We start from the raw sequence: 23015 nt of genomic DNA, 5'->3' as shown, positions 1-23015 counted from the left end.
CTTGACGGACCCACCTAACACGCACCTTTCAGCCAGGTGAAGGAACATTTAGTTAACGGCTGAAGATCCTTTCATATGTATTCATTTGTTCAATAATGGTGACAGTACCAAGCTGGATACCGATCGAACGGCAGTCGTTTTGCCCGTTCACTCTTTATCCATTTGGAGTTCTGCCATGTCTCTTAAACCCTTGTTGTTGATCCCGGCCTTGAGTGCGGTCCTGCTGTTGTCGGCGTGCGCCGGCCCGATTCCGAAAGCGGACCCGAGCGAAGCCTGGATCGGCCTGCAAGAAGAGGCGCCCAACGACCTGATGGCCGAGCGGGTAGACGGGAAAAACATTGATGATGGTCGCTACTTCGAAGTGAAACCCGGCGCTCATCGCCTGGATGTCACCTTGTTTGAAGAAGAGGCGGGGGATGACAACCAGCAGGATTGTCGCGGGCATGTCACCTACGGCAACTTCAAGGCGGGCGAGCATTACACCCTGGTGGAATCCAGCCTTGGTACCACGGTACGCGCCGAGTTGAAGGACAGCCACGGCAAGGAACTGGCGCAGACCGAAGACTTCAGTTGCATGCCTGGCTAAGGCCTCAGGCGTGATGCCCGGCGGGTTTGTGCAGCTTGCCGGGTGCTGCGGGTTTTACCTGTGGGTGATGGTGCCGGCGGGTCACGCGCATCACGCCCCAGAGCATGGCGGCGGCCACTGCCAGCCAGCCACAGATCAAAAGCAGAATCGTTGTTGTCAGGCTCATAAGTGCCTCCTTTCGCCCGGTACAGGGCACACACTGTCTTCTCAATGGACAGTCTAGCTATCCGCAGGTTGCCTGCTATTGACCAATGGTCGTGTGCGTCCAACTTGTTTGCTCTATGGCGGGCCTTTTACTGCGCTGCAAGGCTATACCCGCGCCCCGGAGCATCCTATGATCAGGGCCCACGTTGGCCGTTGATCAAGTGAGTGACGAAGTTGCGGTTTCCCTCGAACATTAAAACCTCCTGGTGGGTCGCAGCCTGTTTCATGGGGCTGGCGGCCTGCTCCTCGCATCCCAAACCCACGAGCATCCCGGGCCTGCCGGAGAGCGTCGAGCTCAAGGGCGTGCCGGCTTTTCGCGGTGAGACCTACCTCGGTGGCCCGGCCGCTCTGGCCAGCATGCTGTCCCAACAAGGCATTGTGATTACACCGGGCCTGTTGGATAAGCCGCTGCATCTGCCGGGCGCCGAAGCGGACCTTGAGCGCAACATGCAGGTGTTGGCCCGTGAATACGGGATGCTGGTGTACCCGCTGGACGACCAGTTGCCGGCGATGCTGGCGCAGGTCGCCGCCGGCTACCCGGTGATGGCGCGCATCACCCAGGGTTCGACCTTCTGGGCCGGGGCGCGGTATGTCGTGGTGGTGGGCTACAACAAGCAGAAGAGCATGGTGCTGTTGCGTACGGGGTTGGCGCGACGCATGCCGATGGATTTCGGCGCCTTTGAGTCGGCTTGGAAAGACGGCGGCAAGTGGGCCGTGCTGATTCAGCGGCCTACCCAGTTACCGGTCAAGGTCGACGCCCAGCGCTGGCAGCAGGCGGCCAGTGCCACGGCCCAGGCGGGCCAGGAGCAGGCGGCGGCCCAGGCGGTCAAGGCCCTGGCCAGTCAGGCCAAATAAAAAAACGGCGCTCAAGGGCGCCGTTTTTTCATGTCGCTGTTCAGCGGGACTCGGTCACCTGAACATTCGCCCGTGGGCGGTTCTTCAGGTTCTTGTCAGCCTTGTAGCGCAATGCGACGTCTGGCACCGAACCGCTCTTGCCGGTCTCGACCCAGCTGCGGATGCGGCCCGCATCGGCAAAGTGGGTGAATTTGCCGAAGGCGTCGAGGATCACCAGCGACACCGGGCGATTGCCCATGCTGGTCACCAGCACCAGGCAGTGGCCGGCCTGGTTGGTAAAGCCGGTCTTGGTCAGCTTGATGTCCCAGTTGGCGCGGTTGATCAGGTGGTCCGTGTTGGAGAAGCCCAGGGTGTAGTTGGGTTTGCGGAACGATACGGTCTTTTCCTTGGTGGTACTCAACTGGCTGAGCATCGGGTATTTGCGCGCGGCGGCCAGCAGCTTGCTCAAGTCGCGGGCGGTGGACACGTTGTGGATCGACAGGCCGGTGGGTTCGACGTAATGGGTGCTGGTCATGCCCAGCGCCTTGGCCTTGGCGTTCATTGCCGCGATAAATGCCGGGTAGCCGCCCGGGTAGTGGTGGGCCAGGCTGGCGGCGGCGCGGTTTTCCGAGGACATGAGGGCAATCAGCAGCATCTCTTTGCGCGGCATTTCGCTGCCGATCTTGACCCGGGAGAACACGCCTTTCATCTCTGGCGTGTCCTTGATGTTGATGTCGATGTATTCATCCATGTTCTGCTTGGCCTCCAGCACGATCAGGCCGGTCATCAGTTTGCTCACTGAGGCGATCGGCACGATGACATCCGGGTTGCTGGCATAGATGATCTTGTTGGTCTGCAGGTCTACCACCATCGCACTGCCGGAGGCGATGTGCAGGGTGGACATGTCGCGGGGAGCGGTAGTGGTTTCGCTTGCGCTCGCGAAGGTGCCTGTAAATGCAAAAAATAGGCTGACAATGGAAAGATGAATTTTCACGCGGATGAACTCGCTAAAAAAGTAGGGATATACCGTTCTGCACGGACTTTCTGATAAATGCCGTTACATTTTAGGAGTATGGATCAGAAACTGTCGAATGTTCTTCTGAAAACAGATGAAACCCCTTAAAAACAAAGAAAAAAGTACTTTTTATCCGGCCAATAAAAAGCCCTGCGATAAGGCAGGGCTTTTTCAGAGCGGCTGGTTATTAGCTGTGCAGGGTTTCGGCTGCGTACAGGGTATTTTCCAGCAGGCAGGCGCGGGTCATTGGGCCGACGCCACCCGGTACCGGGGTGATCCAGCCAGCACGGGGCAGGGCGGTTTCGTACACCACGTCGCCTACCAGTTTGCCGTCGTCCTGGCGGTTGATGCCCACGTCGATCACGATGGCGCCTTCCTTGATCCACTCACCTTTGACCAGGCCCGGCTTGCCGGCGGCGACTACCACCAGGTCGGCGCGGCCGACGTGGCCAGCCAGGTCCTTGGTGAAGCGGTGGGTGACGGTCACGGTGCAGCCAGCCAGCAGCAGTTCCATGGCCATCGGGCGACCGACGATGTTCGATGCGCCGACGATGACTGCATCAAGGCCGTACAGGTCGACGCCGGTGCTTTCCAGCAGGGTCATGATGCCCTTCGGCGTGCACGGGCGTAGCAGCGGGATGCGCTGGGCCAGGCGGCCGACGTTATAAGGGTGGAAACCGTCGACGTCTTTGTCCGGGCGGATGCGTTCGAGCAATTTGGACGCGTCCAGGTGCTCGGGCAACGGCAGTTGCAGCAGGATGCCGTCGATGGCCGGATCGTCGTTGAGGCTGTCGATCAGGTCGGTGAGGGCTTGCTGGGTGGTGTCAGAAGGCAAGTCGTAGGCTTTGGAAATAAAGCCGACCTCTTCACAGTCTTTACGCTTGTGCGAGACATAAACCTGAGAGGCAGGATCGCTGCCGACCAGGATCACCGCGAGACCCGGCGTGCGCAGGCCTTGTTGGCTGCGCTCGGCGACTCGTTTGGCGATCTGCTGGCGCAGGCTGGCGGCGATTGATTTGCCGTCGATAAGTTGTGCAGTCATTACGCGTGATTAACCATCGAGAGGGGGAAGAAAAGTGCGCGCATTCTCGCATGTCGTGGCGTGAGGGCAAAGGCGCTTGGTCTGCAAATTCCCCTAACCCCTTAAATAAAATGAATTTTTTATAAAAAGGATTTGACGGGTTTCGGGTGCATCTATACTATTCGTCGCACTTGTCGGGCACAGCCTAGCACTGGTTAGTTTGTAATCCTCCAAGAGTACAGATTAATAAGGCGCCCGTAGCTCAGCTGGATAGAGCATCCGCCTTCTAAGCGGATGGTCGCAGGTTCGAGTCCTGCCGGGTGCGCCATTAGGCAGCTTTGGCACAAGTAGCGCAATATGGTGGGCGTAGCTCAGTTGGTAGAGCACGGGATTGTGACTCCCGTTGTCGAGGGTTCGATCCCCTTCGTCCACCCCATATTCAAAGGGCGCCAGATTAACAGTCTGGCGCCTTTGCTTTAAGAGCTTCATGCGGATGTGGTGGAATTGGTAGACACACTGGATTTAGGTTCCAGCGCCGCGAGGCGTAAGAGTTCGAGTCTCTTCATCCGCACCAAATAAAGTTTCGAGAAGGCCGGCTGGTCGTCACGAAGCTCAACAAATAGCCGTTTTGACAGGCTTTTTGGTCACGCAATATGGTGGGCGTAGCTCAGTTGGTAGAGCACGGGATTGTGACTCCCGTTGTCGAGGGTTCGATCCCCTTCGTCCACCCCATATTTCGAAAGGCGCCAGATTAATAGTCTGGCGCCTTTTTTGTTTCAGCGGTTTGAAGTTTCAACGCAGTCGCAGGTGCTGGGCTGCAAGGGCAGGGCGTTTCGTCGTATTTATGTTGCTCGATGATGCTGCGCTGCCCGCCGGCCTTGCTCGCAAGGTCGGTTGTCAGGGAGATGATTGGCAGCCTCTTCTATATATAGAAGGGTTGGCGCAGAGCCCTGGCGTGATGGGATGTATTTGCTAACGGGGCGAGGTGCATTCGTGCATTCGCACCTATAAATTGCCTGCTGCTTTTTTACCCGTTTTCAGTAGGGTGACTTCTTGAGTTTGACCCACTAGAATGCATGCCCTTGATTCTGGGGTCGGAAACGGCCGGCTAACGTCTGTGCAACGAGGAATATCCATGCAAGTTTCTGTTGAAAATACTTCTGCTCTTGAGCGCCGCATGAGCATCACCGTGCCGGCTGAGCGCATCGAGACTCAGGTCAACAAGCGTCTGCAGCAGACTGCCCAAAAGGCCAAGATTGCCGGCTTCCGTCCGGGCAAAGTGCCAATGAGCGTGATTCGTCAGCGTTATGAAGCTGATGCGCGCCAGGAAGCGGTAGGCGACGTTATCCAGTCTTCCTTCTACGAAGCTGTGGTTGAGCAGAAGCTGAACCCGGCCGGCGCTCCTTCGGTTGAGCCGAAAGTGCTGGAAAAAGGCAAGGACCTGGAATACGTCGCAACCTTCGAAGTGTTCCCTGAGTTCACCGTTGCCGGTTTCGAATCCATCGCTATCGAGCGCCTGAGCGCTGATGTAGCTGATTCGGACCTGGACAACATGCTGGAAATCCTGCGCAAGCAGAACACCCGTTTTGAAGTGGCCGACCGCGCTGCCCAGAACGAAGACCAGCTGAACATCGATTTTGTTGGCAAGGTTGACGGCGAAGCATTCGCTGGCGGCTCCGCCAAGGGTACTCAGCTGGTGCTGGGCTCCAACCGCATGATCCCGGGTTTCGAAGACGGCCTGGTTGGCGCTAAAGCCGGCGAAGAGCGCGTTCTGAACCTGACCTTCCCGGCTGACTATCAGAACCTGGACCTGGCTGGCAAAACCGCCGAGTTCACCGTGACCGTCAACACCGTTTCCGAGCCTAAGCTGCCAGAACTGAACGAAGAATTCTTCAACCAGTTCGGCATCAAGGAAACCGGCATCGAAGGTTTCCGCACCGAAGTTCGCAAGAACATGGAGCGTGAGCTGCGTCAGGCCATCAAATCCAAGGTCAAGAACCAGGTGATGGACGGTCTGCTGGCCGCCAACCCGATCGAAGTGCCGAAGGCCCTGCTGTCCAACGAAGTGGATCGTCTGCGCGTGCAGGCTGTTCAGCAGTTCGGTGGCAACATCAAGCCTGACCAACTGCCGGCCGAGCTGTTCGAAGAACAAGCCAAGCGCCGCGTTGTGCTGGGCCTGATCGTGGCTGAAGTGGTCAAGCAATTCGACCTCAAGCCTGACGAAACCCGCGTTCGCGAAATGATCCAGGAAATGGCTTCGGCCTACCAGGAGCCTGAGGCTGTTGTGTCCTGGTACTACAAGAACGACCAGCAGCTGAACGAAGTGCGTTCGGTTGTGCTGGAAGAGCAAGTTGTGGATACTGTTCTGCAGAAGGCTAAGGTGACCGATAAAGCGGTCTCTTACGAAGAAGCAGTCAAGCCGGCTGAAGCAGCACAAGCCGACTGATCGCTCAACTCGTTTGAAAATACACCCATAAGCCAGCCTCGCGCTGGCTTATGCGTATTCAAGACATGACTATTTGGGAGTAACTGCAGAGCATGTTCCGTAATTCGTATATTCAGCAGAACTCTGATATCCAGGCCGCTGGCGGCCTGGTCCCGATGGTTGTCGAGCAATCTGCTCGTGGCGAACGCGCCTATGACATCTACTCGCGCCTGCTCAAGGAGCGAGTGATCTTTCTGGTTGGTCCGGTAGAGGACTACATGGCCAACCTGATCTGTGCGCAGCTGCTGTTCCTTGAAGCGGAAAACCCGGACAAGGACATCCATCTCTACATCAACTCCCCGGGCGGTTCGGTAACGGCTGGCATGTCGATCTACGACACCATGCAGTTCATCAAGCCGAACGTATCGACCACCTGTATCGGTCAGGCGTGCAGCATGGGTGCTTTCCTGCTGACCGCTGGTGCTGAGGGCAAGCGTTACTGCCTGCCGAACTCGCGCGTGATGATTCACCAGCCACTGGGCGGTTTCCAGGGCCAGGCATCGGACATCGAAATCCATGCCAAGGAAATCCTCTTCATTCGTGAGCGTCTCAACACGCTGATGGCCAAACATAGCGGGCACACCCTGGAAGAGATCGAGCGCGACACCAACCGTGACAACTTCATGAGCGCCGAAGCCGCGCGTGAATACGGGTTGATCGACGCAGTGATCGAAAAGCGCCCCGCTTAATATAAGCAGCTCAAAATAGGGCAGGTCGGCACGTCCGACCACCAGTGGGCTTGAAAAAGCCCTCAATAGCCTTCATCTTGTGTTGCAAGCCTATCGGATTTGGATCGAACGAATGACTGACACCCGCAACGGCGAGGACAACGGCAAGCTGCTCTATTGCTCCTTCTGTGGCAAAAGCCAGCATGAAGTGCGCAAGTTGATTGCCGGCCCCTCGGTGTTTATCTGCGACGAGTGCGTCGACCTGTGCAATGACATCATCCGAGAGGAGGTGCAGGAAGCCCAGGCCGAAAGCAGCGCGCATAAATTGCCTTCGCCTAAAGAAATCAGCGGCATCCTTGATCAGTATGTGATTGGTCAAGAGCGTGCAAAGAAGGTTCTGGCCGTAGCGGTGTACAACCACTACAAGCGTCTGAACCAGCGTGACAAGAAAAGTGACGACGTCGAGCTCGGCAAAAGCAACATCTTGCTGATCGGTCCTACAGGCTCGGGTAAAACCCTGCTTGCAGAAACCCTGGCTCGCCTGCTGAACGTTCCCTTCACCATCGCCGACGCAACCACTCTTACCGAGGCCGGTTACGTAGGTGAAGACGTCGAGAACATCATTCAGAAGCTGCTGCAGAAATGCGATTACGATGTGGAAAAGGCCCAGATGGGCATTGTCTACATCGATGAAATCGACAAGATTTCGCGCAAATCCGACAACCCGTCGATCACCCGGGACGTTTCCGGTGAAGGCGTGCAGCAGGCGCTGTTGAAACTGATCGAAGGTACTGTTGCTTCCGTACCGCCACAAGGCGGCCGCAAGCATCCACAGCAGGAATTCCTTCAGGTTGATACGCGCAACATCCTGTTCATCTGTGGCGGTGCGTTCTCCGGTCTGGAAAAGGTTATTCAAAACCGTTCCACCCGTGGCGGCATTGGTTTCAGTGCAGAAGTACGCAGCAAGGAAGAAGGCAAGAAAGTCGGTGAATCCCTGCGTGAAGTCGAGCCTGACGATTTGGTCAAGTTCGGTCTGATCCCGGAATTCGTTGGCCGTCTGCCAGTGCTGGCGACGTTGGACGAGTTGGATGAGGCTGCGTTGATGCAGATCCTCACCGAGCCGAAAAACGCCCTGACCAAGCAATATGCCAAGCTGTTCGAGATGGAAGGTGTGGACCTCGAGTTCCGTGCTGACGCGCTCAAATCGGTGGCCAAGCGGGCACTGGAGCGCAAGACCGGCGCCCGTGGTTTGCGCTCGATCCTCGAAGGCGTACTGCTCGACACCATGTACGAAATCCCCTCGCAGTCCGAGGTGAGTAAAGTGGTGATCGACGAAAGCGTTATAGAAGGCAAGTCCAAGCCACTGTATATCTACGAAAACAGTGAGCCGGCTGCCAAGGCTGCGCCAGACGCGTAAGCGTTGCGTCGCCGAGTTGTACAAAATAAAGGGGCCTTAAGGGGCCCCTTTGTTTTTACTGCGTTTAACTGATGCCATTACGCTTGTTTTTTTTGCAGGCAGCCCCCATCTTGGTTTCAAGCTTACTTTCATCTGTCATAGAGGCGAAATCATGAAGACAACCATCGAATTGCCTCTCCTGCCGTTGCGTGATGTCGTCGTCTATCCGCACATGGTTATCCCGCTGTTCGTGGGGCGCGAGAAGTCTATCGAAGCCCTCGAGGCCGCGATGACGGGCGACAAGCAGATCCTGCTGCTGGCCCAGAGAAATCCTGCTGACGATGATCCGGGCGAAGATGCCCTGTATCGCGTTGGTACCGTTGCAACTGTCCTGCAACTGCTCAAGCTGCCTGATGGCACCGTCAAGGTGCTGGTGGAAGGTGAGCAGCGCGGTGCGGTCGAGCGCTTCATGGAAGTGGACGGCCACCTGCGCGCCGAAGTGGCGCTGATCGACGAAGTCGACGCCCCTGAGCGCGAATCCGAAGTGTTCGTGCGCAGCCTGCTGTCCCAGTTCGAGCAATACGTGCAACTGGGCAAGAAAGTCCCCGCAGAAGTCCTCTCTTCCCTCAACAGCATTGATGAGCCAAGCCGCCTGGTCGACACCATGGCCGCGCACATGGCGCTGAAGATCGAACAGAAGCAGGACATTCTCGAAATCATCGATTTGTCTGCCCGGGTCGAACACGTCCTGGCGCTGCTGGATGCCGAAATCGACCTGCTGCAGGTTGAGAAGCGCATTCGTGGCCGTGTCAAAAAGCAAATGGAGCGCAGCCAGCGCGAGTACTACCTGAATGAGCAGATGAAGGCCATTCAGAAAGAGCTGGGTGACAGCGAGGAAGGCCATAACGAAATCGAAGAGCTGAAAAAGCGCATCGATGCCGCCGGCCTGCCGAAAGACGCCTTGACCAAGGCCACTGCCGAGCTGAACAAGCTCAAGCAGATGTCGCCGATGTCGGCCGAAGCCACCGTGGTTCGTTCCTATATCGACTGGCTGGTGCAGGTGCCGTGGAAGGCCCAGACCAAAGTGCGTCTGGACCTGGCCCGCGCCGAAGACATTCTGGATGCCGATCACTACGGCCTCGAAGAAGTTAAAGAACGCATCCTCGAATACCTCGCCGTGCAAAAGCGCGTGAAGAAGATTCGCGGTCCGGTGTTGTGCCTGGTCGGTCCTCCTGGTGTGGGTAAAACCTCCCTGGCGGAGTCGATTGCCCACGCAACAAACCGTAAATTCGTACGCATGGCCTTGGGCGGTGTGCGTGATGAAGCGGAAATTCGTGGCCATCGCCGGACTTACATCGGTTCGATGCCAGGAAGATTGATTCAAAAGATGACAAAGGTGGGTGTGCGCAACCCGCTGTTCCTGCTCGATGAAATCGACAAAATGGGCAGCGACATGCGTGGCGATCCGGCCTCCGCTTTGCTGGAAGTGCTCGACCCCGAGCAGAACCACAATTTCAACGACCATTACCTGGAAGTCGACTACGACCTGTCCGACGTAATGTTCCTGTGCACCTCCAACTCGATGAATATTCCGCCAGCCTTGCTGGACCGGATGGAGGTGATTCGTCTGCCGGGTTACACCGAAGACGAGAAGATCAACATCGCCGTCAAATACCTCTCGCCCAAGCAGATTGCGGCCAACGGCCTGAAAAAAGGCGAGATCGAATTTGATGCCGACGCGATCCGCGACATCATTCGTTTCTACACCCGCGAGGCCGGTGTACGGGGCCTTGAGCGTCAACTGGCGAAGATCTGCCGCAAGGCCGTGAAGGAACATGCGCTGGAAAAACGCTTCTCGGTGAAGGTCACCGCCGACCTGCTGGAACACTTCCTGGGCGTGCGTAAATTCCGCTACGGCCTGGCTGAGCAGCAGGACCAGGTGGGCCAGGTCACAGGCCTGGCGTGGACCCAGGTGGGCGGCGAATTGCTGACCATCGAAGCCGCCGTTATCCCGGGCAAGGGGCAATTGATCAAGACCGGTTCGTTGGGTGACGTGATGGTCGAATCCATCACTGCCGCGCAGACCGTGGTGCGCAGCCGCGCCAAGAGCCTGGGGATCCCCCTGGACTTCCACGAGAAGCACGACACCCACATCCACATGCCGGAAGGGGCGACGCCGAAAGACGGCCCTAGCGCAGGCGTAGGCATGTGCACGGCACTGGTATCAGCACTGACAGGGATCCCGGTGCGTGCCGATGTGGCCATGACCGGTGAAATCACCCTGCGTGGCCAGGTACTGGCCATTGGTGGCCTCAAAGAGAAATTGCTGGCTGCACACCGCGGTGGTATCAAGACCGTGATCATTCCTGAAGAGAATGTTCGCGACTTGAAGGAGATTCCTGACAACATCAAGCAGGATCTGCAGATTAAACCGGTTAAATGGATTGACGAGGTCCTGCAAATTGCGCTGCAATACGCGCCGGAGCCCTTGCCGGATGTGGCTCCGGAGATAGTCGCGAAGGACGAAAAACGCGAGACTGACTCTAAGGAAAGAATTAGCACGCATTAATACGTTTAAGCCTGGGGGCTTCCTTGACAGCTTTTTAGAGCCCTTGTTATAAAGCGGCTCTTAAGTGTCTGTAGGCCATTCAGCACTGGTTTTTGCTTTCACCAAAAAACTTAGAATCATACTCAATAGATATAAGGGGACTTAGAGTGAACAAGTCGGAACTGATTGATGCTATCGCTGCATCTGCTGATATCCCGAAAGCCGCTGCTGGCCGTGCGCTGGACGCAGTAATCGAATCCGTCACTGGCGCTCTCAAGGCCGGCGACTCTGTGGTACTGGTTGGTTTCGGTACTTTCTCTGTGACCGATCGTCCAGCTCGCACTGGCCGTAACCCACAGACTGGCAAGGCTCTGCAAATCGCCGCTGCCAAAAAACCAGGTTTCAAAGCCGGTAAAGCCCTGAAAGAAGCCGTTAACTAAGCTTCGTTCAAGCCTTACCCATCCGGGTCGGACGCAGGTCTGACCTGGCAGCGGAGCGGCAGCTGACCCAAGTATCCATCGGGTCGCCACGCCGGGGGTGTGGGTTCAAACCCCCGTCCGCTCCGCCAGTTACGAGAAGGCGCATCCTCGGATGCGCCTTTCTTCTATCCGGACTCTACCCACGCTCCACGGTTGCCTAATTTTGAAGTTCAACCGTTTCTGGGGGACGCATGCTGCAGAATATCAGGGACAATTCACAAGGCTGGATTGCCAAGACCATTATCGGGATCATCGTCGCATTGATGGCGTTCACCGGTATCGAGGCTATTTTTCAGGCTTCGACCAACAACAAGCAGGACGTGGCCAAGGTCAACGGTGAAGAAATCACCCAAAGCGAACTGGGCCAGGCCGTCGACATGCAACGTCGTCAGCTGATGCAACAGCTGGGCAAGGACTTCGATGCTTCCTTGCTGGACGAAAAGCTGCTGCGCGACGCCGCCCTCAAAGGCCTGATCGATCGCAAGCTGTTGCTGCAAGGCGCCGCCGATTCGAAATTCGCTTTCTCCGAAGCAGCGCTGGATCAAGTGATCCTGCAGACACCGGAATTCCAGGTGGATGGCCAGTTCAACGCCGAGCGTTTTGACCAGGTGATCCGTCAGCTGGGCTACAGCCGTATGCAATTTCGTCAGATGCTGAGCCAGGAAATGCTGATCGGCCAGGTGCGTGCAGGCATTGCCGGCAGCGGTTTTGTCACCGATGCCGAAGTGCTGGCTTTTGCCCGTCTGGAAAAACAGACCCGCGATTTCGCCACCGTCAGCGTCAAGGCCAACCCTGCGGCGGTGAAACTCACCGACGACGAGGTCAAGGCTTACTACGACCAGCACGCCAAAGAGTTCATGACCCCGGACCAGGTGGTCATCGACTATCTGGAGCTGAAGAAGGCTTCCTTCTTCGACCAGGTCGCGGTCAAGGACGATGAGCTGCAAGCCCTCTATCAGAAAGAAACCGCCAACCTCGCTGAACAGCGTCGCGCGGCGCACATCCTGATCGAAGTCAACGACAAGACCACTGACGAGCAGGCCAAGGCCAAGATCGAAGAGATCCAGGCACGCCTGGCCAAGGGCGAGAAGTTCGAAGCCCTGGCCAAAGAGTTCTCCCAGGATCCGGGTTCGGCGAACAACGGCGGTGACCTCGGTTTCGCTGGCCCTGGCGTCTACGACCCAGCCTTCGAAACAGCGCTGTACGCGCTGAACAAGGATCAGGTCTCGGCACCGGTGCGTTCGAGCTTCGGCTGGCACCTGATCAAGCTGTTGGGCGTTGAAGCACCTGAAGTGCCAACGTTTGCCAGCCTGAAAGACAAGCTGACCCGCGAGCTCAAGACCCAACAGGTTGAACAGCGCTTCGTCGATGCCACCAAGCAACTGGAAGACGCTGCGTTCGAAGCTTCCGACCTGGCCCAGCCGGCGTCGGACCTGAAGCTGACCGTGCACACCTCCGCGCCGTTTGGCCGTGAGGGTGGCGAAGGCATCGCTGCCAACCGTGCCGTGGTGACCGCTGCATTCAGCCCTGAAGTCCTGGATGAAGGTGCCAACAGCACCGCCATCGAGCTGGATCCGGAAACCATCGTGGTGCTGCGTGCCAAAGAGCACCTGAAGCCTACCCAGCTGCCGCTGGAAAGCGTTGCCACTGCCATCCGTGCCCAGTTGACCAAGGAGCGCGCAAGCGCTGCGGCGAAGACTCACGCGGACGAGCTGATTGCCAGCCTGCGTGATGGCAAGACACCGCTGAACCAGCCGGTCGATGGCCAGGCCTGGAAAGTCACCGAAGGGGCTACCCGTGGCCAGGAAGGCGTCGAGCCTGCCGTGCTGCAAGCCTTGTTCCGCATGCCTAAGCCTGCGGCCAAGGACAAGCCGACCTTCACCAGCGTGACCCTGCCAGACGGTAGCCTGATGATCGTGCGCTTGAACGCGGTCAATGAAGCCGCTGCACCGACCGATGACGAGAAGGCTCAGTATCGCCGCTTCCTCGCGTCCCGTGTCGGCCAGCAAGACTTCGCCGCCTATCGCAAGCAGTTGGAAACCAAGGCTGAGATCAAGAAGTTCTGATCTCGTTACCAGCCTGAATAAAAAGACCCCGGCCTGAAGAGGCCGGGGTCTTTTTTTTACGTAATATTCAGGTAGGACGTTAAGGAGGCCAAACCATGAGTAAATGGATTTATATCAGCGGAGCTTCGGGTGCTGGCGTGAGCACGTTGGGCGCCGCCTTGGCTGACAGGCTTAACCTGCCTCATGTGGATGTCGATGATTACTATTGGTACCCCACGGACCCTCCCTTCGAGCAATCACGCCCGCCTGAAGAGCGGGTCGCGTTGTTGACCCAGGCGCTGGCTGACTCCCCTTGGGTGCTGTCCGGATCAATGGATGGCTGGGGCGCCGAGGTGATTCAAAACGCTGACCTGGTGGTGTTCATCGATACGCCAACGGCACTGCGAATCGAGCGCTTGAAATCACGGGAATCCCAACGGTTCGGTGCGCGGATCTTGCCGGGCGGGGATATGCACGAGAACCACCGGAAATTTCTCTTATGGGCAGAAAGCTATGAGGCAGGCAACCGGGCCGGACGCAGCCGGCCCAGGCATGAGCGGTGGCTCAGGCAACTGACTACACCGGCCATTCGGTTAAACGGGGAAATCGCGGTCGCCGAGATGCTGATGAAGGTCGTCGCCACAATTTCCGAGTTGTCTCAACAGCCATCACCCAACGGTTGAGTCAGCGCGCAAACTTGAGCTTGCCCCAGCTCAGGCCAATCACTGCTGCCAGGGACGAAGCGGTCAGCACACTCAGCTTGGCGGCTGACAGCAGCGTCGGATCGGAGAAGGCCAGTGACGAGATGAAAATCGACATGGTAAAACCAATCCCCGCCAGCAGGCCCACCAGGGCGACGCCGTTCCAGGTCACGCCCTCCGGCAGTTGGCAGATGTTCAGTTTGACCAGCGCAACACTCGCCAGCATCACCCCCAGCGGCTTGCCCAGCACCAACGCCAGGATCACGCCCATGAACACGCCGTGGGGCAGCGGGTCGTCCAGGTTGAACCCTTGCAGGCTCACCCCGGCGTTAGCCAGGGCAAACAGCGGCATCACGCCGAACGCTACCCACGGGTGCAAGCCCGCCTGAATACGCTGCACCGGCGGCAGCATTTCCCGCTGGGCCTCTCGCAACTGCTTCAATGGTTTGGCGACCTGATGGGCGCTTTCAGCCGGTTGCGAAAGCCGATCCATCAGCTCGTTAAAGGTGCGTCCGATGGTGTCCAGCGGACGTTCCCGAGTGGGCCTGGACGTAACCGGCGTCAGCAGCCCAAGCATCACGCCCGCGAGGGTCGGATGCACACCGGTCTTCAGCAGGCCAAACCAGACAATCGCCCCCGGCAGCACGTACACCGCGGCCTTGCCGATCCCCATCCGCTGAAAGATCAGCACCAGTGCCAGCCCGCAGGCCGCGATCACCAGGCCCATGTAATCCAGGCTGGCGGTGTAGAAAATCGCAATGATCAGGATGGCGACGATGTCATCGATGATCGCCAGCGCCAGCAGCAGGATGCGCACGCCGGCCGGAATCGATTTGCCCAACAGCGCCAGCACACCCACGGCGAACGCAATGTCCGTGGCCGTGGGCACTGCCCAGCCGCTGGCCGCTACCGTGCCATGGTTGAGCAGGGTGTAAATCAGCGCCGGCATCAGCACGCCACCCAATGCGGCGCCCAAGGGCAGGGTGGCCAGTTTCAGGTTGGCGAGTGCGCCGTCCCTGATTTCCTGGCGAATCTCGGCGCCCACCACCAGGAAGAAGACGGTCATCAGCCCGTCGTTCACCAGGAAGTGCAGCGAGCGCGAGACCGTGAAGTCTCCCAGCCCGATAGTGAGTGGGGTGTTCCAGAAGTGTTCGTAGGAATCGGCGACCGGGCTGTTGGCCCAGATCAAGGCGACGATCGCCGCCAGCAGCAGCACGATGCCGCTGACCGCTTCGATACGTGAAAATCGCTCAAGCGCCGACAGCGCGCCTTCGACCAGAACCTGGGGGCGAGGAATTGCAGGGTGTTTATCAGGCACGACAAGTCTCCATTGGCGGCCCGACCAATGCTTATCCTTTAACCTGCGCTGTGCCGTATGCAGCAGCGCACCCGGTGCGATCATAAGAGTTAAGAAACATCACGTCACGTTTCTGTTTAAACATCGGTTATACGAAACGTGGCCATCAGCGCCAGCAAGACCAAGGCGACGACGGCCCAGGGAAACGACGTCACGCCCCATCCCTGCAGCAACATGCCGCCCAGCAGCCCGCCGCCGGCAATACCCAGGTTCCACACGGTCACCAGCATCGACTGCGCGGCATCGGCTGAATCCCCGGCCGACTTGGCCAGCGCCGTTTGCAGCAAGGCCGGCAGTCCACCAAACGCCAGGCCCCACAACGCAACCGTGGTGTAGATCACGGGGGCCGAGGTGATCCAGAACGCCAGCGCCAGGGCTGACAGGGCGAACATCCCGCAGCTGATCACCAGCAAGGCGCGCAGCCGCTGATCAATCAGCACCCCGACTATCCAGATGCCCAGCAGTGCCGCCAGGCCAAACACCAGCAACACCTGATCAATGTCCGCGGCAATCCCGGCAGGTACCAGCAATGGCGCGATATAGGTGTAGAGAATGTTATGGGCCAGCACGTAGGTGAAGGTCACAAACAGCACCGGACGAATCCCCGGCAATGCCAATACCTGACGCAGCCCCAAGCGTTTTCCCGCCTGTTGTCCGGCAAAGTCCGGGACTTGCCAGCGCACCCACGCCAGCAGCAGTACCGTGAGGCCGCTCATGATCGCAAAGCTCAGGCGCCAGCCCACCGTGGTGCCCAGGAATGTCCCGGCGGGCACCCCCAACGACAGCGCCAGCGGCGCGCCAAGCATGGCCACGGCAATCGCCCTTCCTTGCAGGTGCGGCGCAACCATACGGCTGGCGTAACCGGCCAGCAGCGCCCACAGCAACCCCGCGAACACCCCGGCGAAAAACCTCGCCACCAGAGTCAGCAGGTAGTCGCTGGATAACGCCGTGACGCTGTTGACCAAGGCAAACCCGCCGATGGCAAGCATCAGCAACGGCCGCCTGCGCCAGCCACGGGTGGCGATGGTCAGGGGAATGGCGGCCAGCAGCGAGCCGAGGGCGTACAGGGTCACCAACTGGCCCACCAGGGCGTCGGACACGCCGAGGCCGGCCCCCATTTGCGGGAGCAGGCCCGCCGGCATGGCTTCGGTGAGGATGGTGATGAAGCCGGCGGTCGCCAGTGCCAGCAGGCCGCTCAAGGGCAGTCGTTCACGGCTTGCCGCAAGCGTGGTGGAAGGTAAGGCGCTGTCACTCATGTTTGTTGGCTCCGGTTTCGGACGAAAGGGCAGGGAGCCAGAGTAGGGTGCTGCGCGGTGTAGAAAAACAGGCTAAGGTTCCGAACTTATCGGACGTCAGCGTCCGCAATCCTCGGGGAGCGAGACGATGGACAGCCTGGGCAGTATTTCAGTGTTTGTGCAGGTGGCGGAAACCCGCAGCTTTACCGAGGCCGGGCGCGTGCTGGGGGTGTCGTCCTCGGCCATTGGCAAAAGCATCGCGCGCATCGAGGAGCGCCTCGGTGTGCGGCTGTTCCATCGCAGTACCCGCAGCATCACGTTGACCAGCGAGGGCGCGCTGTTCCTCGAACGCTCCCGGCGCATCCTGGCTGAAGTCGAAGCTGCGGAACAGGAACTGAGCCAGGCCTGCGCCACTCCACGGGGCAAGTTGCGCGTCAGCCTGCCGCAAGTGCGCGGCCTGCTGATGCCGGTACTGACGGATTTCATGCGGGCCTATCCCGAGATCGAGCTGGACGTGGACTTTTCCGACCGTATGGTGGACGTGATCGAGGAAGGCTTCGACGCCGTGATCCGTACCGGCAAGCCCGAGGATTCGCGCTTGATGGCTCGCCACCTCGGCTACTACCGTCTGGTACTGGTGGCATCCCCCGAATACCTGCGCCTGCATGGCACGCCACGCCAGCCCCGGGACCTGAACAGCCACGCCTGCCTGCGCCACAAGTTCTGCGCCACCGGCAAGCTGGAAGCCTGGCCACTGCGCCCGGAACCGGGCATGCCCGAGCCGATCCTGCGGGCGCCGCTGGTGTCCACCACCATCGAATCACTGATGCACGTGGCCCATGAAGGCTTGGGTATTGCCTGCCTGCCGGACTTTATGGTCCGCGAGTCGGTGGAGCAGGGCCGGCTGCAACGGGTGCTGGATTATTACCTGGAACACAGCGGCAGCTTCTGGATGCTCTGGCCATCAAGTCGCCACGCCTCGGCGAAATTGCGCGTGTTTATCGACCATATGGGCGAGCGGCTTTTTCCTGCAGACACCGTCCCGTAAGACTGTGACGTTTTACCGACAGGAATTCGCGCGCCAAGGCCACGTTCTGTTGCACAATACCGCCCTGACTGTTTTCCTCAGGATTTTCGATGTCGACATCATTTCACTTGCGTAGCCTCGGGTTGGCGCTGGTGCTGGCGGGCGCTGCGGGCTGCTCGTCACCCAAGACCGCTATTTATGAACATGAAAACTTCGACGACTCCGGTACGTTTTCCCGTGATTACCCGGTCAGCGACACTGCAGCCTGCGAAGCGGCGCGGCGTGCGCTGTTGAGCCAGGGTTACATCATCACCAGCAGCGATCCGAAGCTGGTGGTCGGTAACAAGAGTTTCCAGCAGACCGGCGAGACTCACCTGCAAATCAGTTTCAACGTGGTGTGTGCCGACGACGGCAGCGGTGATCATCACTCGACGATGTTCGCCAACGCCTTGCAGGACCGCTACGCGCTGAAGAAGGTCAACAACTCCGCCAGCCTTGGTGTGGGTGTGTTGGGCTCGGTGTCGATGCCGATTGGCTCCACCGACGACTCCATGGTCAAGGTGGCCAGCGAGACCGTGTCTGCGCCGAAGTTTTATGAGCGTTATTTCGCGCTGGTGGACGTTTTCCTGCCCCAGGAAGTGAAAAAGGCTGCGCATATTCCAGAGAAGCCCAAGGCTGACCTGGGCATCCCGGAACCCAAGGCAGCTCCGGCGGCTGACAAGGCCGAGGCGCCTAAAGAAGCGCCGAAAGAAGTGCCCGCCACACCGGCAGCCCCGGTGACGCCTGCGGTCGAGCCTGCTGCATCGGAGCCGGTTGTACCGCCTGCCGAGCCTGCGCCGATTGCGCCAAAGGAAACCCCGGCAGCTGCGCCGGAGGCTACTAACCCGGCGCTGCCGGCGCCGACCGAAGCGATTCCGCCCCTGCCGACGCCTGCGCAGTAACTACACCGCTACGGGGTTGGCCTTGTCGACGTTGATCCCGTAGCGGCTGATCGCCTCCGCCACCCTGGCACGGCTGATCAAGCCGTCATCCGCCAGGGCCTTCAGGGCCGCCAGTGCAATGAAGTGGCGGTCCACCTCAAAGAACTCACGCAAGGTTTCCCGGGTATCCGATTGCCCGAAGCCATCGGTGCCGAGTGCCACAAAGCGCCGGCCCGGCACGAACGGGCGAATCTGGTCAGCAAAGATCTTCATGTAGTCGGTGGCGACCACCACCGGGCCAGCCTGCCCCTCAAGGCACTGCTCGACATAGCTGGTGCGCGGTTCGCTCTCCGGGTGCAGCAGGTTCCAGCGCTCCACGGCATGGCCTTCACGGCGCAACTCGGTCAGGCTGGTGACGCTCCACACATCGCTGGCCACGCTGAAGTCGTCCCGTAGCAAATCAGCGGCGGCGATCACTTCCCGCAGGATCGAACCGCTGCCCATCAGTTGCACCAGTGGTTGCGCACTGTCTTCAGCGGCTTTCAACCGGTACAGGCCCTTCAGGATCCCTTCTTCCACGCCTTCGGGCATCGCCGGGTGCGGGTAGTTTTCGTTGAGCAGGGTGATGTAGTAGTAAATGTCCTCCTGCTCGACGTACATCCGGCGCATGCCCTCGCGAATGATCACCGCCAGCTCGAAGGCAAAGGTCGGGTCATAGGAAATACAGCACGGGATCACCGACGACAGCACATGGCTATGGCCATCGTCATGTTGCAAGCCTTCGCCCATCAGCGTGGTGCGCCCGGCGGTGGCACCCAGCAGAAAGCCCCGTGCCCGCGCATCGCCTGCGGCCCAGGCCAGGTCGCCGACGCGCTGAAAGCCGAACATCGAATAGAAAATGTAGAACGGCACCGTCATCAACCCGTGGTTGGCGTAGGAGGTGCTCGCCGCGATCCACGAGGAAATGGCGCCGGATTCATTCAGGCCTTCCTGCATGATCTGCCCGTCCTTGCTCTCCTTGTAGTAGGAAAGCTGGCCGGCATCCTGTGGTGTGTAGAGCTGGCCGACAGCCGAGTGGATGCCGATCTGACGGAACAGGCTTTCCATACCGAAGGTGCGGGACTCGTCCGGCACGATGGGCACGATCAGTTTGCCCAGGTTCGGGTCCTTGAGCAGCGTGCCGAGGATGCGCACAAAGGCCATGGTGGTGGAGATCGAGCGTTCGCCGGTGTCCTTGAGCTGGGTGGCGAAGGCCTCCAGTTCGGGGATCTTCAACGACTCGACCGCGCTATGACGAGCCGGTACGTAACCGCCCAATGATTGACGGCGCGCGGCGAAATAGCGGGCTTCTTCGCTGTCGGCAGCAGGCTTGAGGTAAGGAATTTCGGCGAGTTGATCGTCAGCCACTTCCAGCCCGAAACGGTCACGGAAGGCTTTGACCGCCTCTGCGCCCATCTTTTTCAACTGGTGGTTGATGTTCTGGCCTTCGCCGGCCTCGCCCATGCCGAAGCCCTTCACGGTTTTCGCCAGGATCACCGTCGGCTGGCCGCTGTGACGCACGGCGGCAGCATAGGCGTTGTAGACCTTGTCCGGGTCATGGCCGCCCCGTGAGAGTTTCCAGATATCGTCGTCGGACATATCGGCAACCAGTGCCAGCAACTCGGGGTATTTGCCGAAGAAGTGTTCCCGCACGTAGGCGCCGTTTTGCGATTTGTAGTTCTGATAGTCGCCGTCCACGCATTCCATCATGCGCTGGCGCAGCAAGCCGCTCTTGTCCTTCTCCAGCAGCGCATCCCAGCCGCTGCCCCAAATCACCTTGATCACGTTCCAGCCGGCAGCGCGGTACAGGCTTTCGAATTCCTGGATCACCTTGGCATTGCCGCGCACCGGGCCGTCCAGGCGTTGCAGGTTGCAGTTGACCACGAAGATCAGGTTGTCGAGTTTCTCGCGCCCGGCCAGGGAAATGGCCGCCAGGGATTCCGGCTGGTCCATCTCGCCATCACCGAGGAACGCCCACACCTTGCGGCCCTGATGCTGCTTGAGGTCGCGGAATTCCAGGTAGCGCATGAAACGCGCCTGATACGCGGCGGTGATCGGTCCGAGCCCCATGGACACCGTAGGAAATTGCCAGAAGTCCGGCATCAGCCGTGGGTGCGGATAGGACGATAAACCGTCGCCACCGGCTTCCCGGCGGAAGTTGTCCAGCTGCGCCTCGCTGATCCGGCCTTCGAGGTAGGCGCGCCCGTAAATGCCCGGCGCGGAATGGCCCTGGATGTACACCAGGTCGCCATCGAAACTGTCGGTGCGGCCACGGAAGAAGTGGTCGAAGCCTACGTCATACAGCACGGCGGCCGACGCGTAGGTCGCGATATGTCCACCTACGCCTGAGTGCTTGCCGGCACGCAATACCATGGCCATGGCGTTCCAGCGGATAAACGCATTCAGCCTGCGCTCGGTGGCCAGGTTGCCGGGGTAGGGCAACTGACGGTCCACCGGGAGGGTGTTGACGTAAGGCGTGGTCACCCGCCCGTAGAAGTCGCCATGCCGCGCCACGTCGAAATCCAGCAACTGATCAATCAGGTAATGCGCACGCGGGCGGCCTTCGGTGGACAGCACCGATTCGATGGACTCCAGCCATTCGCGGGTTTCCTGTGGATCGTCGTCGCGGCGTACTGCAGTGTTCGGGGTCATGTCAGGCTCCAGGGTGGACGGATTTCAACGTGTGGGCTCCTTGTGGGAGCTTTGCGAATGTAGTTGCAATTGCAACTACATGGCTGAATCTAGCGCGGGATGAGCTACTATTGCAACCTTCTTGAAATTCCCCGGATGGTGTTGCATGTCGTCGAAAGAGCCTGATGTCTGGTTCCGTTTTGTTCGGGCCCACCGGACGGTCATCCGTGAAATCGAACGGCGCCTGGCCGAGGCCGGGTTGCCGCCATACGCCTGGTACGACGCCTTGTGGGGCCTGGAAAGCGGCCCCGACGGCACCCGGCGCATGCATGAATTGGCCGATGTACTGGCCATCGAACGCTACAACCTCACGCGCCTGGTAGACCGCCTGGAAAAGGACGGCCTGGTGCTGCGTTCGCGCTGCGACGGTGATGGGCGGGCCGCCTTTGTCTCGATCACCGAAGCCGGCCGGGTGTTGCGCAAAAAGATGTGGAAAATCTACGAAAGCAGCGTGGATGAGTTGTTTTTGTCGCAGCTCGACAGCGAACAGCGCCGGGGTTTTGCCGAGGCGTTGGAGCGTACTGCCGGGCTGGCGATGGAGGCGGGCGTGCAGCCCCGAGGGCGGCGTAAGGCCTGAAGCCAGTTTTCCAGGCGACGCAGATCCAGTGTGGGAGCTGGCTTGCCTGCGATGAAGGACTGTCTGCCAGCGTATCTGCCCCTGACACACCGCTATCGCAGGCAAGCCAGCTCCCACACTTGAACGTATTCCACTTCATCTCAGGTGATATCGAAGCAGGGCGGCTTCCACCTGTGTTGTGTCGATACGGCCGTCATCCGCCAGCGCCTTCAACGCCAGCACGGCTATCCAGTAACGACTGGGTGCTGACGCCTCCACCGAACCCGCACCCAACGCTACAAACCTTGCATCCACATGCCCCGCCAACTGATCAACGATGGGCTGCGGGTAGCCGGTGACCGCGATCACCGGTGCGTCATTCCCGGGCAGGCACTCGCGCAGATGGCAGCTGCGCTTCGCTTCCAGGGGGTGCAGCCGATTCCAGCGTTGCGCCGCCTCGGCCTCACGGGCCAGGCGTGTGTAGCTGGGGCAACTCCACAATTGCGCCTCGACGTTCCAGTCGTCTTCAAGCAACTGCGCCGCGTGCACCACCTCGTCAAACGCCCGACCCGCACCCAGCAGGCTTACGCTCAACCCACTCGTATACGCCCGCGGGACCCGGTACATGCCCTTGAGCGCATCCTCGCAATCCTGCGGGCTCAGTCCCGGCCCATCGCCCTGATCATGCAGTGCCAGGTAATAAAACCCCGGCTGGCCGTCTACATACAGCGCCTGCAAACCCGCCAGCACAATGGCCTGGGTTTCCTCGCCGGAGGCCGGGTCATACGGTGTGCAATGCGGGTTGCTGGCCAGCCACAGAGGCAGTGACGGCAAGGGGCGGGTTTCGCTGTCGTTGCACAGGATGCCCCGCTGGCGGGTCTCGCTGGACAGCGCCCGCAGCTGCGCCGATGAAGCGGCGGTGTGCAGGTACAACAGGGGCTTTTCCCCGGTATTGCGCGCAAACCAGGTGGGCCAGTTCATTGCGCGGCGCGAGCGCGACTGGCCGCGAATCACCCACGCCTGTCGGCTGGACTCCAGGGTGTTGGCCATGGTCATCACGCTGTACAGCGGCGAGCAGCGAGGCTGCTGCGCGGCGTTCAAGGCGTCGATACAGAGCAGGGCGGAGCGTTCGGTGCTGGCAGTCATGGGCAGGGTCGCATGGCAACGGGTGCCCATACCCTAATGGAGTCCTGCATGTGATTGCAATT

The 23015-nt window shown here is 59.5% G+C and carries 19 protein-coding genes and 4 tRNA genes; 16 read left to right on the top strand and 7 right to left on the bottom strand.

The features are described 5' to 3' along the window. Positions 1–175: 175 nt before the first annotated feature. Positions 176–586, top strand: a complete 411-nt coding sequence (locus tag M2400_RS24115; RefSeq protein WP_010166823.1) for a hypothetical protein — start codon at positions 176–178, stop codon at positions 584–586. Between the two features lie 4 nt (positions 587–590). Here M2400_RS24115 and M2400_RS24110 read toward each other — a convergent pair whose 3' ends face one another. After that, the gene (locus tag M2400_RS24110) at positions 591–752 is read right to left on the bottom strand and encodes a hypothetical protein (protein ID WP_010166825.1); all 162 of its coding nucleotides are present in this window, start codon (positions 750–752) and stop codon (positions 591–593) included. A gap of 263 nt (positions 753–1015) precedes the next feature. Between M2400_RS24110 and M2400_RS24105 the strand changes: the two genes are divergently transcribed. After that, positions 1016–1645, top strand: coding sequence for a peptidase C39 family protein (locus M2400_RS24105; RefSeq protein ID WP_177048278.1), 630 nt, complete (start codon positions 1016–1018; stop codon positions 1643–1645). A gap of 40 nt (positions 1646–1685) precedes the next feature. Here the strand turns inward: M2400_RS24105 and pbpG are convergent, their stop codons facing one another. Next, positions 1686–2618 (bottom strand): D-alanyl-D-alanine endopeptidase, encoded by a 933-nt coding sequence (gene pbpG, locus M2400_RS24100; protein WP_177048280.1) that lies wholly within the window; start codon positions 2616–2618, stop codon positions 1686–1688. 208 nt (positions 2619–2826) lie between these two features. Next, on the bottom strand, positions 2827–3681 hold the full coding sequence (gene folD, locus M2400_RS24095) for a bifunctional methylenetetrahydrofolate dehydrogenase/methenyltetrahydrofolate cyclohydrolase FolD (RefSeq protein WP_177048282.1): 855 nt from the start codon (positions 3679–3681) through the stop codon (positions 2827–2829). Positions 3682–3911: 230 nt separating this feature from the next. On the opposite strand from folD, the gene M2400_RS24090 reads away from it, so the two are divergent. The 11 genes from M2400_RS24090 to M2400_RS24040 all read left to right on the top strand — a co-directional run bounded on the left by M2400_RS24090 (position 3912) and on the right by M2400_RS24040 (position 13964). Continuing rightward, positions 3912–3988 (top strand) — tRNA-Arg (locus M2400_RS24090). A 32-nt stretch (positions 3989–4020) separates the two neighbouring features. Continuing rightward, positions 4021–4096: transfer RNA gene (locus M2400_RS24085), tRNA-His, on the top strand. A gap of 53 nt (positions 4097–4149) precedes the next feature. Continuing rightward, a tRNA-Leu gene (locus tag M2400_RS24080) sits at positions 4150–4234 on the top strand. 82 nt (positions 4235–4316) lie between these two features. Then, positions 4317–4392, top strand: a tRNA-His gene (locus M2400_RS24075). A 403-nt stretch (positions 4393–4795) separates the two neighbouring features. After that, complete coding sequence (gene tig / locus M2400_RS24070; RefSeq protein WP_177079344.1) at positions 4796–6106, top strand: trigger factor; 1311 nt, start codon at positions 4796–4798, stop codon at positions 6104–6106. A 92-nt stretch (positions 6107–6198) separates the two neighbouring features. After that, positions 6199–6834, top strand: a complete 636-nt coding sequence (clpP, locus tag M2400_RS24065) for an ATP-dependent Clp endopeptidase proteolytic subunit ClpP (protein WP_003174822.1) — start codon at positions 6199–6201, stop codon at positions 6832–6834. A gap of 112 nt (positions 6835–6946) precedes the next feature. After that, on the top strand, positions 6947–8230 hold the full coding sequence (gene clpX / locus M2400_RS24060) for an ATP-dependent Clp protease ATP-binding subunit ClpX (RefSeq protein ID WP_003207856.1): 1284 nt from the start codon (positions 6947–6949) through the stop codon (positions 8228–8230). A gap of 151 nt (positions 8231–8381) precedes the next feature. Further along, complete coding sequence (lon, locus tag M2400_RS24055) at positions 8382–10778, top strand: endopeptidase La (protein ID WP_003207858.1); 2397 nt, start codon at positions 8382–8384, stop codon at positions 10776–10778. Between the two features lie 146 nt (positions 10779–10924). Next, complete coding sequence (locus tag M2400_RS24050) at positions 10925–11197, top strand: HU family DNA-binding protein (protein ID WP_003174819.1); 273 nt, start codon at positions 10925–10927, stop codon at positions 11195–11197. A 230-nt stretch (positions 11198–11427) separates the two neighbouring features. Beyond that, positions 11428–13302, top strand: a complete 1875-nt coding sequence (locus tag M2400_RS24045; RefSeq protein WP_177048286.1) for a SurA N-terminal domain-containing protein — start codon at positions 11428–11430, stop codon at positions 13300–13302. 95 nt (positions 13303–13397) lie between these two features. After that, entirely contained in the window at positions 13398–13964 is a 567-nt protein-coding gene (locus M2400_RS24040) for an AAA family ATPase (protein WP_259198552.1), read from the top strand. Between the two features lies 1 nt (position 13965). Here the strand turns inward: M2400_RS24040 and nhaA are convergent, their stop codons facing one another. Continuing rightward, positions 13966–15300 (bottom strand): Na+/H+ antiporter NhaA, encoded by a 1335-nt coding sequence (gene nhaA / locus M2400_RS24035; protein ID WP_259198555.1) that lies wholly within the window; start codon positions 15298–15300, stop codon positions 13966–13968. 116 nt (positions 15301–15416) lie between these two features. Beyond that, positions 15417–16595, bottom strand: coding sequence for an MFS transporter (locus tag M2400_RS24030; RefSeq protein ID WP_259198559.1), 1179 nt, complete (start codon positions 16593–16595; stop codon positions 15417–15419). A gap of 127 nt (positions 16596–16722) precedes the next feature. On the opposite strand from M2400_RS24030, the gene M2400_RS24025 reads away from it, so the two are divergent. Continuing rightward, entirely contained in the window at positions 16723–17622 is a 900-nt protein-coding gene (locus tag M2400_RS24025) for a LysR family transcriptional regulator (protein ID WP_259198560.1), read from the top strand. Between the two features lie 89 nt (positions 17623–17711). Continuing rightward, positions 17712–18542: a DUF2242 domain-containing protein gene (locus tag M2400_RS24020; protein WP_177120283.1), complete on the top strand. Its 831-nt coding sequence runs from the start codon at positions 17712–17714 to the stop codon at positions 18540–18542. Here the strand turns inward: M2400_RS24020 and aceE are convergent, their stop codons facing one another. Beyond that, complete coding sequence (aceE, locus tag M2400_RS24015) at positions 18543–21212, bottom strand: pyruvate dehydrogenase (acetyl-transferring), homodimeric type (RefSeq protein WP_259198563.1); 2670 nt, start codon at positions 21210–21212, stop codon at positions 18543–18545. It abuts the gene before it with no gap. Positions 21213–21357: 145 nt separating this feature from the next. Here aceE and M2400_RS24010 point away from each other — a divergent pair, with 145 nt between their 5' ends. Further along, positions 21358–21828, top strand: a complete 471-nt coding sequence (locus M2400_RS24010; protein ID WP_177048299.1) for a MarR family winged helix-turn-helix transcriptional regulator — start codon at positions 21358–21360, stop codon at positions 21826–21828. 135 nt (positions 21829–21963) lie between these two features. Here M2400_RS24010 and M2400_RS24005 read toward each other — a convergent pair whose 3' ends face one another. Beyond that, positions 21964–22983 (bottom strand): transketolase-like TK C-terminal-containing protein, encoded by a 1020-nt coding sequence (locus tag M2400_RS24005; protein ID WP_259198565.1) that lies wholly within the window; start codon positions 22981–22983, stop codon positions 21964–21966. Positions 22984–23015 lie beyond the last annotated feature (32 nt).

Origin of the sequence: Pseudomonas sp. BIGb0558 (genome assembly GCF_024807515.1) — a bacterium.
GTDB lineage: Bacteria > Pseudomonadota > Gammaproteobacteria > Pseudomonadales > Pseudomonadaceae > Aquipseudomonas > Aquipseudomonas yamanorum_A.
Note: the sequence above shows the minus strand (reverse complement) of the source record. Positions and strands in the feature narration are given on the sequence as shown.